The sequence below is a fragment of the Stappia sediminis genome (assembly GCF_009826895.1).
Taxonomy (GTDB): Bacteria; Pseudomonadota; Alphaproteobacteria; order Rhizobiales; family Stappiaceae; genus Hongsoonwoonella; species Hongsoonwoonella sediminis.
Genome location: NZ_WUMV01000002.1, coordinates 144552 through 159800, shown reverse-complemented (window position 1 = coordinate 159800; position 15249 = coordinate 144552). Strand labels below are relative to the sequence as shown.

General features: G+C 63.0%; 17 protein-coding genes and 1 pseudogene. 13 read left to right on the top strand and 5 right to left on the bottom strand.

What is annotated here, in order from left to right; genetic code table 11:
• Window position 1: 1 nt before the first annotated feature.
• Entirely contained in the window at window positions 2–958 is a 957-nt protein-coding gene (locus tag GR183_RS04250) for a GlxA family transcriptional regulator (RefSeq protein ID WP_160774363.1), read from the bottom strand.
• Between the two features lie 95 nt (window positions 959–1053).
• Here GR183_RS04250 and GR183_RS04245 point away from each other — a divergent pair, with 95 nt between their 5' ends.
• The 5 genes and pseudogenes from GR183_RS04245 to GR183_RS04230 all read left to right on the top strand — a co-directional run bounded on the left by GR183_RS04245 (window position 1054) and on the right by GR183_RS04230 (window position 4271).
• A complete protein-coding gene (locus GR183_RS04245) occupies window positions 1054–1722 on the top strand; it encodes a DJ-1/PfpI family protein (RefSeq protein WP_160774362.1) in 669 nt (222 codons plus the stop codon).
• Between the two features lie 77 nt (window positions 1723–1799).
• Window positions 1800–2402, top strand: coding sequence for a peptide deformylase (locus GR183_RS04240; RefSeq protein WP_160774361.1), 603 nt, complete (start codon window positions 1800–1802; stop codon window positions 2400–2402).
• An 85-nt stretch (window positions 2403–2487) separates the two neighbouring features.
• A pseudogene (locus tag GR183_RS22125) lies at window positions 2488–2979 on the top strand (NAD(P)-binding domain-containing protein); the annotation flags it as partial.
• Entirely contained in the window at window positions 2956–3411 is a 456-nt protein-coding gene (locus GR183_RS22120; protein WP_312846788.1) for an NAD-binding protein, read from the top strand. The pseudogene GR183_RS22125 and the gene GR183_RS22120, both read left to right, overlap by 24 nt.
• Window positions 3408–4271, top strand: a complete 864-nt coding sequence (locus tag GR183_RS04230) for a sugar phosphate isomerase/epimerase family protein (RefSeq protein ID WP_160774359.1) — start codon at window positions 3408–3410, stop codon at window positions 4269–4271. Before GR183_RS22120 ends, GR183_RS04230 begins: the two co-directional genes overlap by 4 nt.
• Here GR183_RS04230 and GR183_RS04225 read toward each other — a convergent pair.
• Window positions 4252–4569 (bottom strand): hypothetical protein, encoded by a 318-nt coding sequence (locus GR183_RS04225; protein ID WP_160774358.1) that lies wholly within the window; start codon window positions 4567–4569, stop codon window positions 4252–4254. The two genes, GR183_RS04230 and GR183_RS04225, sit on opposite strands and share 20 nt — an antisense overlap.
• A 45-nt stretch (window positions 4570–4614) precedes the next feature.
• On the opposite strand from GR183_RS04225, the gene GR183_RS04220 reads away from it, so the two are divergent.
• From GR183_RS04220 to GR183_RS04210, 3 genes are all read left to right on the top strand, one after another.
• Window positions 4615–4869: a hypothetical protein gene (locus GR183_RS04220; RefSeq protein WP_160774357.1), complete on the top strand. Its 255-nt coding sequence runs from the start codon at window positions 4615–4617 to the stop codon at window positions 4867–4869.
• Between the two features lie 39 nt (window positions 4870–4908).
• On the top strand, window positions 4909–5307 hold the full coding sequence (locus GR183_RS04215; protein WP_202395835.1) for a hypothetical protein: 399 nt from the start codon (window positions 4909–4911) through the stop codon (window positions 5305–5307).
• 140 nt (window positions 5308–5447) lie between these two features.
• Window positions 5448–6734 (top strand): SH3 domain-containing protein, encoded by a 1287-nt coding sequence (locus tag GR183_RS04210; protein WP_160774356.1) that lies wholly within the window; start codon window positions 5448–5450, stop codon window positions 6732–6734.
• A gap of 30 nt (window positions 6735–6764) precedes the next feature.
• Here the strand turns inward: GR183_RS04210 and GR183_RS22115 are convergent, their stop codons facing one another.
• Window positions 6765–8108 carry an FAD-dependent oxidoreductase gene (locus GR183_RS22115; RefSeq protein WP_160774355.1) on the bottom strand — a complete coding sequence of 448 codons (1344 nt, stop codon included), beginning with the start codon at window positions 8106–8108 and terminating at the stop codon, window positions 6765–6767.
• A gap of 180 nt (window positions 8109–8288) precedes the next feature.
• The gene (locus GR183_RS04200; RefSeq protein ID WP_202395834.1) at window positions 8289–8807 is read right to left on the bottom strand and encodes a MarR family winged helix-turn-helix transcriptional regulator; all 519 of its coding nucleotides are present in this window, start codon (window positions 8805–8807) and stop codon (window positions 8289–8291) included.
• A gap of 177 nt (window positions 8808–8984) precedes the next feature.
• Here GR183_RS04200 and GR183_RS04195 point away from each other — a divergent pair, with 177 nt between their 5' ends.
• On the top strand, window positions 8985–9578 hold the full coding sequence (locus GR183_RS04195) for a nitroreductase family protein (RefSeq protein ID WP_160774354.1): 594 nt from the start codon (window positions 8985–8987) through the stop codon (window positions 9576–9578).
• Between the two features lie 34 nt (window positions 9579–9612).
• Window positions 9613–10533, top strand: a complete 921-nt coding sequence (locus GR183_RS04190) for a DMT family transporter (protein ID WP_160774353.1) — start codon at window positions 9613–9615, stop codon at window positions 10531–10533.
• Between the two features lie 18 nt (window positions 10534–10551).
• Here GR183_RS04190 and GR183_RS04185 read toward each other — a convergent pair whose 3' ends face one another.
• The gene (locus GR183_RS04185; RefSeq protein WP_160774352.1) at window positions 10552–11061 is read right to left on the bottom strand and encodes an L-2-amino-thiazoline-4-carboxylic acid hydrolase; all 510 of its coding nucleotides are present in this window, start codon (window positions 11059–11061) and stop codon (window positions 10552–10554) included.
• Window positions 11062–11246: 185 nt separating this feature from the next.
• On the opposite strand from GR183_RS04185, the gene GR183_RS04180 reads away from it, so the two are divergent.
• From GR183_RS04180 to GR183_RS04170, 3 genes are all read left to right on the top strand, one after another.
• Window positions 11247–13679 carry a patatin-like protein gene (locus GR183_RS04180; RefSeq protein WP_160774351.1) on the top strand — a complete coding sequence of 811 codons (2433 nt, stop codon included), beginning with the start codon at window positions 11247–11249 and terminating at the stop codon, window positions 13677–13679.
• Window positions 13680–13743: 64 nt separating this feature from the next.
• Window positions 13744–14124, top strand: a complete 381-nt coding sequence (gene crcB / locus GR183_RS04175; RefSeq protein WP_160774350.1) for a fluoride efflux transporter CrcB — start codon at window positions 13744–13746, stop codon at window positions 14122–14124.
• Window positions 14125–14230: 106 nt separating this feature from the next.
• Window positions 14231–15241: an RluA family pseudouridine synthase gene (locus GR183_RS04170; RefSeq protein WP_160774349.1), complete on the top strand. Its 1011-nt coding sequence runs from the start codon at window positions 14231–14233 to the stop codon at window positions 15239–15241.
• Window positions 15242–15249: the final 8 nt, after the last annotated feature.

Genomic DNA, 15249 nt, shown 5'->3' with positions numbered 1-15249 from the left:
GTCATGCCGAAAACCGCTCGCGGTAGGCCTGCGGGCTGGTGCCGAAACGGCGGGTGAAGGCGCGGCGCATCGTCTCTTCCGAACCGAAGCCGCAGCGCGTTGCGATACGTGCGACATGCCCCCCCTGCTCCAGCAGGCGGCGCGCGGTTTCCAGCCGCATTTCCTCAATGGCGCGCGCGGGCGTGCGGCCCGTTTCCTGATGATAGTGGCGCGAAAAGCTGCGACTGCTCATGCCCGCCTGCTCGGCAAGATCGGCCAGCGCGAGAGGGCGGTGAAGGTTCTGCATGATCCAGGCGTGAAGATCGTCGAAACGCCCGCCGCTGTCCTGCAAGGACAAGGCCGTGCTGAATTGCGACTGCCCGCCTGGACGCTTCAGGAAAACGACCAGCTGGCGCGCGACCGAAAGCGCCGTCTCGCGCCCGAGATCGGCCTCCACCAGCGCCAGCGCAAGGTCTATGCCCGCCGTGACGCCGGCGGATGTCCAGATATTGCCGTCGCGCACGAAAATGGGATCCGGATCGAGCCGAACCTTGGGGAAGCTCTTCGAGAATTCCTCGCACCGCCGCCAGTGCGTGACAGCGCGCCGCCCGTCGAGAAGGCCTGCGGTCGCCAGAAGAACCGCGCCGCTGCAAACGGAGGCCGTGCGCCGCGCGGCAGCCGAACGCCGCCTCACCCAGTCGACAAGGGCCGGATTCTCCGAGGCACGGTCCACGCCCCATCCGCCCGGCACGATGAGCGTGTCCAGCGGCGCATCGGCGCGCGGGAGCTCCTCCAGCCCAATCGAAAGGCCGGACGACGTGACCGCCGAGCCGCATTCGCCGACCGCCACCGGCTGGTAGGGCAAGGGCGAGCGGGACATGCCGGCCAGATCGTTGGCGGTCGCGAAAACCTGCAAGGGACCCGCGACGTCGAGGAGCTGCACGTTCTTGTAGGCGAGGATTTCTATACGGCGCTGCATTTTGGCACGAAACTTTGGCACGAAACGAGGGGTAAATGGCGATCTTGCCAGAGCGTGGCCTGATAACTTGCCCAAAGTCAATCAGGAGAATTCAAATGACCGTGCGTTTCGGCATTCTCGTCTTTCCCAACGTGCAGCAGCTCGACCTGACCGGGCCTTACGAGGTTTTCGCGACGGCCAAGGACGCCGAGGTGCATCTGATCTGGAAGGACCGCGAACCGATCGTCTCCTCGACCGGCCTCACGATGATGCCGACGATGACGTTCGACGAATGCCCGACGCTCGACGTGCTGTGCATTCCGGGCGGCGGCGGCGTAAACCCGCTTCTGAAGGACGAAGTCGTGCTCGATTTCGTGCGCAAGCAGGCGGCGGAGGCAAGATACATCACCTCCGTTTGCACGGGATCTCTGGTGCTGGGCGCAGCCGGCCTGATCAAGGGCAAGCGCGCGACGACGCACTGGTATGCCCACGATTTCCTGTCCACGCTGGGAGCAGAGCCCGTCGACGAGCGCATCGTCCAGGACGGCAACCTGTTCACGGCCGGCGGCGTGACGTCCGGCATCGACTTCGGCCTTGCCGTCGTCAGCGAGATCATGGGCCAGGCGGAAGCGGAAACCGTGCAGCTCGCGCTGGAATACGCGCCCGCCCCGCCGTTCGACGCCGGAACGCCCAAGGGCGCTTCGCAAGCGGTGCTCGCCGCCACACAGGAACGCCTCGCCGGGTCACGCTCGCAGCGCGAGGAAATCTTCTCCAACTGGGGCTGAAGCCCCCCGCCGACAACCAGCCGCGGGCAACTAGGCCCGCGGTTTTGCGCTTTTGGTGAAGCTGCCGGAGGTTTGTCATGAACGATCCAATCGCCAGTATCCTGCGTTTCGGCGATCCTCGGCTGAAAGAGGTCTGCGAGCCCGTTTCCCGGCAAAGCATCGAGACGGAACTCGCCGCGGAGGCGGAGCAACTTTTGCGTACCGTGCACGCATTTCGCGCCCGCTACGGGTGGGGCCGGGCCATCGCCGCACCTCAGGTCGGCATCATGAAGCGGATGATCGCCATGGTGCTGGACGGGAGAGAGCACGTGCTGATCAACCCGACGATGACATGGGCCTCGGAAGCCCGGGCCGAGGTGTGGGACGACTGCATGAGCCTGCCTGAAATCGCTGTGCGGGTGCAAAGACACTACAGCGTGACCGTGCGTTTCCGCAGGCTCGACGGCAGAGAAGAAGCTTTCGAGAAGGCGGATTTCTCGCTCTCGGAGTTGCTGCAGCATGAGCTCGACCATCTTGACGGCATATTGATGACCGACCGGATGCGGCCGACATCCTCGATCGTTGCGCATGAAAACCGCGAATTGGCGGACATGGCGAAGGTACGGTCCAAGGATCCCAACGGACTTGAGATGTTCAAGGCCGGAGCATCAAGACCCAAGGTCGAAAGAGCAATGCTCTGAAAGACATCCTCCGAAAGCTTCCAGCTCCTATAGGCAACGCATTTCGTATCGCCCATAGTGAGGCAAAGGAAAATCTTTCGGGGAGGATATGATGGGCAGCACGGCCGGAGTGATCGGGCTCGGCGACATGGGGTCGGGCCTTGCGAAGAACCTCCTGAAGGCCGGCTTCACGGTCAAGGGATTCGACATCAGTGAAAAGCGTCTCGGCGACTTCGCCGCGACGGGCGGAACGCCTGCCGCGTCGGTGGCGCAGGCGGGCGAAGGGGCCGATTGCGTTTTCGTCATGGTCATGACAGGAGCGCAGGCAAGCTCGGTGATCCTGGGCGGCGGCGGGGCAAAAGGCCTGAAGGACACGATGCCGCCCGGCAGCGCTATCCTTCTGACGGCGACGATCCAGGCAAGCGAAGTCCGCGATATCGCAGCCGGGCTTGCGGGAAGCGGCATTCATTTCATCGATACGCCCGTCAGCGGCGGCTTTCCTGGCGCGCAGGGCGGTACACTGACTATGATGGCGGCGGGAAGCGACGCAGCGCTCGAGAAGGCACGGCCAGCCATGGAATCCGTTTCGGCGACGATCCACCGCGTGGGCGCGGAAGCCGGCATGGGCCAGACCGTGAAGGCATGCCTGCAATCGCTGATCGGCTCGATATTCACCGCCACCTTCGAAGCGTCGGTGCTCGCCGCCAAGGCCGGCGTCGATGCCGAGGCGCTGTTCAAGGTTGTCTCGACATCGAGTGCCGGCTGCGGTGCGGCGAAGACGGCGCTTGAAAACATCATCGACCGGAAATTCGAAGGCACCGGCAGCCACATCAACACGATGTACAAAGACATGACCATCGCCATGGACCTTGCGCGCGAGCTTGGCGTGCCGCTGTTTACCGCCGCGACCGCGATGCAGCTTTTCCAAGCCGGGCGAACGAAATATCCCGACGGCGACAACTGGACGGTCACACGGGTGCTTGAGGACATCGTCGGCGCGGAACTTTCACGGAAAGGCGCGGGATCATGAAACTCGGCGTCATCACCGACGGCATCAGCCGCGATCTCGCCCACGCGCTCGACGTGATGGACGAGTTCGACCTTGAATACGCGGAACTGCAATTCGTCTGGGACAAGGAGGTGGGCGACCATACCCGGGAAGAGACCGGACGCATCAAGGCGCTGCTCGAAGCCCACGGCAAGCCGGTTTCCTGCCTCTCGCGGCACATTTTCGCCGGGATGACAACGGCCAACCGGCCCGGCGACGAGCTTCACACAAGGCACATGGACGCCCTGAAACGGGTGATCTACATGGCGCATGCGCTTTCCTCGCCGCTCGTAAGGATCATGACCTCAAAAAAGGAACAGATCCTGTGGGGGCATCACGGCGCTGAGGTCTGGAACGTCGCCAAGGGCGCCTGGGATGCCCTCCCGCCACTGATCGCGCCCGCCGTCGAGCTTGCCAAAGCCGAAGGCGTGACGCTGGTGGTCGAAACCGGCAACGGCACGATGGTGAATTCCAGCTACACCGCACGCAAGCTGATCGACGACCTCGACGCAAAAGACGTTCTGAAGGTGCTGTGGGATCCGGCGAACAACTGCTGGTGCCACGAGACGGCCTATCCCGACGGCTACGAGGAACTGCGCGGCGGCTATCTCGGCCACATCCACATCAAGGACGTGCATGCCGACACGCCGCGAGCGACGCTGGAAGTGCGGCCGATGGGCGAAGGCCAGCTTGGCGACCAGTTCGACCCGATCGCGCAGGCGCTGCGCTCCGACGGTTACGCGGGAGCGATCTCCTACGAGAGCGTCTATCACCCCGGCAACGGAGATTTCGAAGCGGGCTTCCGTCAGAATATCGGCGCGTTCAAGCGAATATTCGGCTAGCACAGCGCGAACCCGACCGAGAAATCACAACAACGCAGCATCGAATGAAATACAGCGGCAGCCGCGACCTACGCGGATCCGCCGCGCCGAATTTTATTTCTGCCACATTTCCGTTACGTAATATTACATACGATAAATACTTACTAAAAATGGCGAGATTTTCTATGGCGCATAACGTTTCCATGGCGTCAGCCGACGCAAATTCGCGGCCGGAGGGCTCGCCTTCGCCGTTTTCCTTCCAGAAGCTATCGCCCTTTTCAGGGAAGTCACCAATGAAGTGCATGAACTTCGTGATCAAGTCCTGATCCGCCAGGACAACTGCGGCCAAACGAGGGGGGAAACCATGGACATTGCCGGTGTCATCGTCGGTGCGATCATCGGGATCGTGATCGGTATCGTCATACTGCTGATCCTCGGCCTCATATTGCAGTGGCTTTGGAACACGACGCTGCCCGATGTGCTGGGCGTGAAGGAGATTTCGACCGTCCAGGCGATCAAGCTGATCTTCATCGCGGCAATCCTTTTCGGCGGTCACCGCGTAATAACCGTGGAAGCCCCGCCCGAGCACACCGCCCAACAAACCGAAACCGCGAGCTGACCGCGAGGGTCATGAATTCACAAAACCGGAGGAAAAACCATGCGTCCGCTTGTCCGAGCCCTGACCACCGCCCTGCCTGCCCTGCTGCTGCTTGCGGCCTGCAACACGCAGGACTCCGGCCAATCCTCCGACGCTCTCGTGCAAGGCACCGCCTTCAACGCGACGGGCAGCATTCCATGCTCTTTCGGAGCGGGCCAGCCGACCGGCCAATGCCCCTTCGGAGTGACCCGCGAAGGAAACGGCTCCGGCGTGGTGGCGGTGACGAAACCGGACGGCATGACGCGATCGATATTCTTTCAGGATGGCAAGGCGACGAGCGCAGATACAAGCCAGGCCGATAGCGGGCCTTTCAGCGCGTCCAAGCAAGGCGACCTGAGCATCGTGCGTGTGGGCGAAGAGCGCTACGAAATCCCCGATGCAGTAATCTACGGCGGATGAACACGCGTAACTTTCCAGCATAACCTTCCCAGTTCGAACTGACGGCAAAGCACCGGGAAGACGCTGAACTGATAGCTCACCCGACCAATAAGCGTCCGGTAGGGAGAGGCGAAGGTGCGCACTTTCACGTGGAGGCCATCATGCGCGGTTTCATCAAGGCGATCGTTTTTCCCGCATTTGCGGCGCTTGGCGTTTCGCATGCGCTCGCCCAGGCAAACGACATACGAACCGAGCGGGTAGAATTCGCCCCGGGCGCGACAAGCGCGACGATCGAAAGCCGGATCGTTGGATATGAAACGGTCGACTACGTGCTCGGCGCGCAGTCCGGGCAGTACATGAACGTCAGCATGGCGACCGACAACGTCCAGAATTATTTCAACATCATCCCTCCGGGCGAGGAGAACGTTGCGATCTTCAATTCCTCTACCGCTTCGGGCGGCAACCAGTACGAGGGCCAGCTTCCGGCAACCGGCGACTACAAGATCCGCGTCTACATGATGCGCGCGGCGGCAAGGCGCAACGAGACCGCGAACTACCGCCTGGAGATGATCATAGGCGCCGCCGACCGCTCAAGCGCGCCCTCACCCTCCCCGGCGCCCGATTATGCCGACGGCCTGAAAGGGGGACCCGACTACTGGGAAGTGACGGGCGTTGCTTCCAACGACACGCTCAACATGCGCGCAGGCCCCGGCACGGCGAACCGCGTGATCGCACAGTTTCCCAATCGATCGATCCTGCAGAACCTCGGCTGCGAAATGCACGACGGCCAGCGCTGGTGCTCTGTTGCGGCAGCCGACCGCCCGGACTTGCGCGGCTGGGTGGCGGGCAGATACCTCCGCGAAGCCTCCGTGCGCCCGCCAAGCCCGCCTCAAGGCGGCGACGAACAAGCCGGAAAAGCGCAATACATGGCCGTGAAAGGCATTCCCGACAAGCTGAACGTTCATTCCGAGCCTTCGACGCGCGCGCCGAACGTCGGCGCGTTTTATTCCGGAACTGTCATGCGCATAATTGGATGCTCCAACATCGACGGGCGGCAATGGTGCGAGGTTCAGCCCATGGAAGCCGGCAGCAGGCGCGGCTTTGTGGTGGCGAGCTATCTTGAGGATGCCCCCGCAGCACTGCGCGCGGGCCAGGGCGCATTCGATGCGACGGGCAAGATCCCTTGCGCGCAATTTTCCGGCCAGCCGATGGGGCAATGCGACTTCGGCGTCGCACGGGGAGCCGGCGGCTCGGCTTCCGTCGTCGTCACAAGGCCAGATGGAACGAAACGCGCGTTGTTCTTCGAAAACGGCAGGTTCCTGAGCGCCGACACGAGCCAGGCCGACGGCTATCCCGAAACGAGCGCGGCAAAGGAAAGCGACCTCAACATGATCCGCGTCGGCAACGAACGCTACGAGGTGCCGGATGCTGTTATCTTCGGCGGTTAGGGGATCTTCGGCGGGTGAGGCGCGCAGTGTTCAAGGCTGGATATGTTCAGCCACGTGGATCGCAAGACTGACGCCGGTCAGCGTCGGGTTGACCGACATTCTCGTCGGGATCAGGCCGTTCGTGGCGAGAAACAGATTGTCATAGTCCCAGACGCGGCCCTGGTAGTCCGCGACGCCGGTGCCGTCGTTCGATGCGGACATGCGCGTCGTGCCCGTCATATGCGCAAAACCGAAGGGCATCCAGGCAAGCGCGCAGCCTTGCCTGATACGCCCCAACAGATCCGCCAGCTCGCGCGCCTCGGCTTCCGCACCGGACATTCTGCCGAGGTCGGCATCCGACAATGGAACGTCGAAGGTCACGCGCCCCTCCTCGTGGAAGATCGCCCGCTTGTGTTCTTCATTGTCGACCGGACAGATCGATTGGATCTCGACAAGCCGGTTCGGCGGAATCTCCGTATCGTCTCCGGACGGATCGAAAGGCGATACATCATGCAGCACCAGCGTATACCAAGGCGTCTCGCCACCGGGCCGGATCTGGATGCGGGGATCGACGTCCGCCACGCCCTCGGCGCTGCAAAATTCCGGCGCAACGACGATCTGGCACACGGCAAGCGGGTGGTAGGAGAGATAGCGGCCCAGCGCATCGGGACGTATGCCCGACCGGAACAGGAGCTGCGGCGTTGCGATGGCACCACCGGCAATCACATAACCCGCCGCTTCAACACGGCCGGACGTTGTTTCCAGATGCTTGACCTTGTGGCCTTCGCTCACAACGCGGTTCACCCGGTCACGGCGTATCGACACCTTGTTTCGAGCTTCGCCGGCGGCACTCAGAATATCGAACGGAGCGGTGTAATGCAGAATACCGCTTTCCAGGAAATGCCCGGCGACCGGAAGCGCTTCGACCTTGCGGTCCGTTGTCTCGAAGTATTTTTCAAGCTCGGCGCCGATGCGCTTCTGGCGTATGGACCGGTCGAGCCCGTCGCTCTGGACAAGAAGATACTCCTCAGCCAGCCGGTATCGCGCCGACCACTCTTCATCGCTCATGACCGGCCATAACGCATCGCCGCGCGGACAGAGATTTGTCCAGATCACCCCCTGACCACCTGCAGCGCGCGTAACCGCAGCGCCTGGAAGGGCATCGCGAGGCCGGCTGTCGTCGATGAATTCGAGATATTTCGTGGCTGCGGGGAGATAGCTGTCGGGCTGCGCGACGAACCGGTCGGAATTGCGGTAATGCGATCCGGGCGGATCCGAGATCGCATCGCCTTGTTCCAGAACAAGTACGTCCGCACCTCTTTCCGCCAGCCTGCGTGCGGCGGCGATGCCGAGAGGTCCGCTGCCGGCAATGACAACATCATAAGACATGGTCATCGTGCCCCGCTCACCAGGAGGTTTCGGTTATTTGGGCACGGCCCGGGAGTCAAATCAAGGACGGCGCGGAAACGATCTGGAAGCCGCATCGGTTGCCCGCCTGACCAGGGCATCAAAGGCGGTTGCCGCAATGACCGGGCTTCACCCGAAACCAGGCATGAGCGAACATGAACTGGCGCCCTATTCGCCGATCTTTCTCAGAAGCGAACGCAGTTGATCGCGCTCTTTTGCCGAAAGGCGGTTCAACAGGCGCTCTTCCGTCGACACGTGAGAGACGACGATCTCATCCGCCTTTGCAAAGCCCGCATCGGTGAGCGCCACCTTCAGGCCGCGACGGTCCGCCGGATCCGTCTCGCGCGTGATGAGGCCGAGCTTTTCCAGACGGTCGAGGCGGCTCGTCATCGCCGAGGTGGACAGCATCATCTCCTTCGCGAGGGCCGATGGCGAAAGCGCCCCGCCCCTGCCCTGACGGCGCAGCGTCAGCACCACGTCGAAACAGGCGAAGTCGAGCCCCGTGCCGGCAAGATTGGCCATCACGCCCTTGCGCAGCCGCTCCCCCGCCCGCCAGATATCGCCGCAAACGGCCATAGGGCTGGGGTCGATATCGGGCCGTTCGCGCCGCCATTGCTCGAGAATCGTGTCGATCGGCGCGCCCAGCGCCCCATCGTTCGAAGATTTCGAAGCCCCGTCTTGACTCACGGTCACCTTCCGCTTATTTAATTCGATATCAAACTATCTGATATCGAAATTCTCGACGTCAGAATATCAACCATCGAAGCGAAGTGCAATCCCGATGGATTGCGCCTGCGAACGGCTGCGCGCGGCAGAAGGGGTAAATGCGTCCCGAATTCCGGCAGCAGCCGCAGGAGACAGGAAATGAGCTACAGAATTGCCGATCACCCGATAGAGCCGCTTTTTCTGGAGCGGCGATCGCCGCGCGCGTTCGACGGCTCCGAGCTTGCCGAAAGCTATCTCTTCAGCCTGATCGAGGCCGCCCGCTGGGCGCCATCGGCCTACAACTATCAGCCCTGGCGCTTTCTCTATGCGCGGCGCGGCGACGAAAACTGGCAGGATTTCCTGGATCTGCTGGTGCCCTTCAACGCGGAGTGGGCGCAAAACGCCTCCGCCCTCATATTCGTGCTTTCCGACACGCTTTTGCAGCGCGATGCGCAAGGCAAGGCGAGCCCGCTTCGCACGCACAGCCTGGATACGGGTGCCGCGTGGGCGCAGCTTGCGCTCCAGGCCGTGAGGCTTGGCCTTCATGCGCGCGGGATGGCCGGCGTCGATTTCGAACGCGCACGAGACGTGCTGAATGTGCCGGAACGCTTCCACATCGAAATGGCGGTCGCCATCGGCCGGGAAACCGACCCGGAATCCCTACCGGAGCACCTTCACAAGAAGTCCGAGGAAACCATCCGCAAGCCTTTGAGCGACATCGCCTTTTCCGGCCGCTTTCCCTTGGCGGGCTGAACCCGCGCGCAACACGGTCAATGGAGTGCCACCCATGTCCGGCACCAGGATTTCAATCGTTCTGGCCACGATGCTTGCCCCGATCTTCTGGGGCACGACCTATATCGTCTTCACCGAAACGCTGCCTGTAAGCCATCCGCTGCTGGTGGCGGCATTGAGGGCTCTCCCGGCCGGCATAATCCTGATGCTGTCAGGGCCGGGCCTGCCGCCGCGAGAAAAGCTCTTGCCGCTCGCAATCATCGGGCTCGCGAACATCGGCGTCTTCTTCGCGCTTTTGTTCGTGGCCGCATCGCGATTGCCCGGAGGCGTGGCGGCGACCGTCGGCTCAAGCCAGCCGCTGATCGTCGCCTTCCTCGCGTGGCCGCTTCTTTCGCGCCTGCCACACCCGGGGCAGATACTGGCGGCACTTGCGGGGCTCGCGGGCGTCGGGCTTCTGGTGCTCGATCCCGCAGCCAGCTTCGACGCGATCGGAATTGCCGCAGCCCTTGCCGGGGCCGGCTCCATGGCGCTCGGCACAGTGCTGATCGAACGCTGGGGCAGGATCGGAACGCCGCTTGCGCTGACCGCCTGGCAACTGACCCTTGGCGGACTGGCCCTTCTGCCCTTCGCGCTCTACTTCGAAGGGCTGCCGCCGGCACCGACAGCGATTAACCTGATCGGCATATCCTATCTCGTGCTGATCGGAACGGCGCTCAGCTACTGGCTATGGGTGCGCGGGATATCGCACCTCGGGGCGGACGTCGCCTTCATCTCGCTCTTCAGCCCGCTGGTCGCGACAGTCCTCGGCGCCGTCTTGCTCGGCGAATGGTTCGGCCCCGTACAGGTTGCCGGAATAGCACTGGTATTCGCCTCGACGGCGGCGGGCATTCTGCTTTCGCGCAGGCGCAAGGCGGAACCGGCAATGGCAACCTGCCCTGCACCTGAGGGGGAATTGCCGGGCCAGGTCCGGCGGTGACGATGCGAAAGACCGAGCCTACCGGGGCTCCTCGTCCGTCAACGCGCCGAAGTCGTAGCGAAAGGTGCAGCAGGGCGCACCTTCCATGATCGTCTGCTCGCGGGTAAGAGACGCGCTTTCGTTGAAGCCCTCGATCAGCGCGAAATCGCGATTGCAGCTCAGGAGACGGCCAAGCTCCGGCACGCCCAGCGCGCGGTACATCTCCGCATAGCGGCAGCGCTTCACGTCGAAATCGAGGTAGCGGCCGTCGTCGCGCCGGACATCGATCTCAAGCGCGTCGTCCTGCGTCCAGAACTTGAGCGTTTCCAGAAAAGCGGCAGGATTATCGCCGAAATCGGCAGCAAGTTCCCTGCCCTGCTTGCGCGCGATCTCCACGACCGTCTTGCGCAGAACCTCGTGAACCTCTTCCTTGCCGAAGGCTTCGGCCATCGCCTCGACAACGGGGATCAGGATGCGCGCTTCCGTCTCGCGCCGGGTCAGGACGCCGAGGCGCTGCGTCAGCGTATCCTTCGAATGATCGGTGCTCATCAAATTCCCCACAAAATGGCTGCATTCCAGCCGGACCATATCCGCAATCCGGCGGATTTCGCAAAGTCTTGATCGCTTATACGAATTGGCAGTGTGCAATCCTTGCCTTTCCCGTTGCGGCGAAGGCTGTGGAGGCATCATCATGATGTTACCCGCGAGCCCCAAGTGAGCCCCCAAGTGCGCCCATGAAGCAAATCGAACTTCGACTGGCCCTTGTCCTTTACGGCGGCGTATCGCTCGCCGTCTACATGCATGGCGTGACGCGGGAGTTCCTGAACATCGTGCGCGCGTCGAAACGCCACGAAGAAGGCCTTTACGCCACCGAGGCGGAAGCGGAGACGGGCGCACGCGAAAAACCGACATCGACCGACATATACCGCCGGCTTCTTAAGGAGCTGGCACCCGACGTCAATATCAGGGTCGTCGCCGACATCATCGCCGGAGCGTCGGCCGGCGGCATCAACGGCGTGATGCTGGCGCGCGCGATCGCCCACGATCTCGATATCGAGTCCCATCGCGATCTCTGGCTTGCCAATGCGGATGTCACGCGACTGGCCAACGAGCCGGTGGGCCTGACGCGCTATCTCAAGGGCTCCATCGCGCCGGTGATCGACCGGCTGGTTTCCATGGGCCTGAACTCCGAGACGTCCGATCCGGAAACGCGGGAGAAACTGCGCCAGTTCATCCAGGCACGATGGTTCACGCCACCATTTTCAGGCGAACGCTTCGTCGGCTGGATGCTGGACGCCGCCGAGGGGATGGGCCGGGCCAAGGCGACCGCCGACGACCCGAGCGCGCCGGCGCAAACGCTGATCCCGCAGGGACAGCGCATCGACCTTTTCGTGACGCTGACCGACTTCCACGGACGCCTGACGCGCTTTGAAATCGACAACGCCGGCATGATCGAGGAAATGGAGCACCGGCGCGTGCTGCGCTTCAAGGCACGCCACCGCGCAGCCGGCGACGTAACCTCGGAATTCTCCGACCGCTACATCCCCACCCTCGTGTTCGCGGCGCGCGCAACGGCCGCCTTTCCCGGCGCCTTCCCGCCGATGACTGTCGGCGAAATGGACCGCGTGATGGAAACGCGGGGCGAGCCCTGGGCCGGAGGCAACGATCCGCGCGGTCGCAGGCAGCTGCTTCTGGAAAAGATCGAAGGCGGGCGGGACGACCACCCCGAAACAAGCGTCTTCGTCGACGGCAGCGTCGTCATGAACAAGCCGCTGCAGCCCGTCATCGAGGCAATCGCCAACCGGCCGGCCTCGCGCGAAGTCGTGCGCCGCCTCGTCTACGTCGATCCGCTGCCGATGGAAATCGGCGATGGATATGAAGACGGCGATGACGCCGCGCTGCCAAGCTTCTTTCACGTCATATTCGCGTCCATGGCGCATATCCCGCGCAACGAGCCGATCGGCGACGCACTGCAGCAGGTCGCCGACCTCAATCACGAAGCGAGGCTCATTTCCGATGTTGTCGCGGCATCCGAACCCGTGATCGAGCGGGAAGTCGCACGCATCATCAAGCTGAAGGCATCGCGCCCGCCGACCGTAAAGGAACTGTCGGCAGGCCGCGAGCGGGCCAACGAAGCGGCGCACCAGGGCGCCGGCTATACCTACTTCGGCTATCAGCGCCTCAAGCTGAGAGTGGTCGCCGAAAAGCTCGGCATGCTGATCGCGCGACTGGCGCGGCTTGGCGGCGCGGACCCGCGCGAAGCCGATATAACGGAGCGCATAATCGCAAGGCTCGATGCGATCTTCGCGGAAAACCCGGATGCCGGATCGACGCCCGCGCCCGTGATCGATTTCCTGCGCGGCCTCGACGTCGACTACCGCATCCGCCGGCTTCGCTTCGTGATCAGGCGCCTTAACGCGCTCTACCACGCCGCCGCGCCCGACACGATGCGCGGCTCGGAGCAGATGGACGAACTCAAGACCACGCTCTACGAGCACATCGACCACCTCACCCGGCGCTGGTCACGCGATTTCTACGGCGAGGAAACGATCGGCCTGGCGGCGGACTTCGCGATGGCCGACAGGGCAAACGAACATGCGCTGACCCGCCTGCTCGACATCCTGAAAGAGCGGATGGGGCTTGCCGATCTCGACTTTCTGACCGACGACGTGTTCTCCGTCATGGCTTACAACTACCTGGACCCGGACCTGCGCGTGGCCCTGACGAGCGCATATGTGGGATTTGCCTTCTACGACCTCGTGACGCTGCCGGTGATGAAACGTCCGGAGACGGCGGAACTCAACGAAATCCGGATCGACCGGATATCCCCAAGCGACCCTCATACGCTGCACCCGGAAGGCATTTCGCTGAAGGGAACGAGCCTCAACGCCTTTGGCGCCTTCTTCAACCGGCGCTGGCGCGAGCACGACTACCTGTGGGGCCGGCTTTCCGCCGCGGACCGGCTGATCACGCTGGTGCTTTCGGCGGCCGAGACCACGAAGAGGCTCGATACCGCAAAGATCAGCAACCTCAGGCGGGACGCGTTCCTGACGATCCTGCGCGAGGAAGCGCCCCATCTCGTGGCCGATCCGGACCTGGTGCCAAACCTCCTCGGACAGGTGGAACAGCATTTCCGCACGTTGCGCGAAGTGGCCGAAACCGCATGAGCTTGAATTCGCTCGCCTTATCCGGTAGGCCCCGTTCGTACGGAAACGCGGACGGAACCTTTCGATGAAGCACCTGCTCCTTGTCATGATCGGCGGCGGCCTCGGCGCGGGGATGCGTCACCTCGTCGGCACGGCGAGCCTCAGGCTGCTCGGCTTCGGATTTCCCTACGGCACGCTTACGGTGAACATCGTCGGTTCTTTCGCCATGGGCCTGTTCATCTCCTGGCTGGCGGCGCGATCGAGCGGCGACGAAACGATCCGCTACCTGGTGGCGACCGGCTTTCTCGGCGGATTCACGACCTTTTCCGCCTTCTCCCTGGACATTGCGACACTGTGGGAGCGCGGGCAGATCAGCTTCGCGGTCGGCTATATGGCGATATCCGTCAGCGGTTCGATCCTGGCACTTTACGCCGGTCTCTGGCTCATTCGTACGGTGCATGCCTGAATCACGCCTGAATCGCTTTAAAAATCCCGCCAACGCCCCTATACCCGGTGCGACGTGACGCGCACGGCAAATGCGGCGCGCCCTTACCCTTATCCAAGAGACTTGAATGTCCGGCATCGAAAACAAGACCGTTACCCCGGACGAGGCAGGAATGCGCCTCGACCGATGGTTCAAGGCCCATTTTCCGGGCCTCGGCTTCGGTCACCTGCAAAAGCTTCTGCGCACCGGACAGGTGCGCCTCGACGGCAAGCGCGTGGAGGCTTCCGCCCGCGTGGCCGCGGGCCAGACGGTGCGTGTGCCCCCGCTTTCCACCGACGCGAAGGTGACCGCAGACGACAGGGCGAACGCCAAGCCGCGCTCACGCAAGCTCAACGAGGATGACGAGCGCGCGGTGCGCGAAATGATCCTCTACGAGGACCGAGAGGTGATGGTGCTGAACAAGCCCGCCGGACTTGCCGTTCAGGGCGGATCGGGCCTGACCCGCCATCTCGACGGCATGCTGGAGGCCTTTCGCGACAAGAAAGGCAACAAGCCGCGCCTTGTCCACCGGCTCGACCGGGAAACGTCCGGCATACTGCTTCTCGCCAAGACGCGGCGCGCGGCGCAAGAGCTATCTAAATCCTTCCGCGCGCGCCAGACCCGCAAGATCTACTGGGCGCTCGTCGCAGGCGTGCCGAAGCCGCGCCAGGGCCGCATCTCGACCTATCTCACAAGGGACGAAGGCGAGGAGCGGATGCGCATCGCCCGCCACGGCGAGGATGACGCGCAACATTCCGTCTCGCTTTACTCCGTCGTCGATCAGGCCGGACCGAAGGTTGCCTGGGTCTCCTTGCGGCCGATTACGGGCCGCACGCACCAGCTTCGCGCCCATGCCGCGCATATCGGCCATCCGATCGTTGGCGACCCGAAATATTTCAACATCGAAAACTGGGAACTGCCGGGCGGAATCCAGAACAAGCTGCACCTGCATGCAAGGCGCATCGTCATCCCCCACCCCAAGGGAACGGGAAAAATAGACGTTTCCGCGCCGCTTCCCCCGCATATGCAGCAGACGTGGAACCTGCTCGGCTTCGACGCAGCCCAGTTCGACCCCGATACCCACGAGCCGGAGGAATAGGGTCCTTG

Excerpts from the sequence above, each read along its gene's own strand:
- GR183_RS04245 (WP_160774362.1), top strand. The coding sequence starts at position 1,054 with ATGACCGTGCGTTTCGGCATTCTCGTCTTTCCCAACGTGCAGCAGCTC.
- GR183_RS04195 (WP_160774354.1), top strand. The coding sequence starts at position 8,985 with ATGAGCTACAGAATTGCCGATCACCCGATAGAGCCGCTTTTTCTGGAG.
- crcB (WP_160774350.1), top strand. The coding sequence starts at position 13,744 with ATGAAGCACCTGCTCCTTGTCATGATCGGCGGCGGCCTCGGCGCGGGG.
- GR183_RS04210 (WP_160774356.1), top strand. The coding sequence starts at position 5,448 with ATGCGCGGTTTCATCAAGGCGATCGTTTTTCCCGCATTTGCGGCGCTT.
- GR183_RS22120 (WP_312846788.1), top strand. The coding sequence starts at position 2,956 with ATGGAATCCGTTTCGGCGACGATCCACCGCGTGGGCGCGGAAGCCGGC.
- GR183_RS04240 (WP_160774361.1), top strand. The coding sequence starts at position 1,800 with ATGAACGATCCAATCGCCAGTATCCTGCGTTTCGGCGATCCTCGGCTG.
- GR183_RS04250 (WP_160774363.1), bottom strand. The coding sequence starts at position 958 with ATGCAGCGCCGTATAGAAATCCTCGCCTACAAGAACGTGCAGCTCCTC.
- GR183_RS04220 (WP_160774357.1), top strand. The coding sequence starts at position 4,615 with ATGGACATTGCCGGTGTCATCGTCGGTGCGATCATCGGGATCGTGATC.
- GR183_RS04185 (WP_160774352.1), bottom strand. The coding sequence starts at position 11,061 with ATGAGCACCGATCATTCGAAGGATACGCTGACGCAGCGCCTCGGCGTC.
- GR183_RS04180 (WP_160774351.1), top strand. The coding sequence starts at position 11,247 with ATGAAGCAAATCGAACTTCGACTGGCCCTTGTCCTTTACGGCGGCGTA.
- GR183_RS04230 (WP_160774359.1), top strand. The coding sequence starts at position 3,408 with ATGAAACTCGGCGTCATCACCGACGGCATCAGCCGCGATCTCGCCCAC.
- GR183_RS04170 (WP_160774349.1), top strand. The coding sequence starts at position 14,231 with ATGTCCGGCATCGAAAACAAGACCGTTACCCCGGACGAGGCAGGAATG.
- GR183_RS22115 (WP_160774355.1), bottom strand. The coding sequence starts at position 8,108 with ATGACCATGTCTTATGATGTTGTCATTGCCGGCAGCGGACCTCTCGGC.
- GR183_RS04215 (WP_202395835.1), top strand. The coding sequence starts at position 4,909 with ATGCGTCCGCTTGTCCGAGCCCTGACCACCGCCCTGCCTGCCCTGCTG.
- GR183_RS04190 (WP_160774353.1), top strand. The coding sequence starts at position 9,613 with ATGTCCGGCACCAGGATTTCAATCGTTCTGGCCACGATGCTTGCCCCG.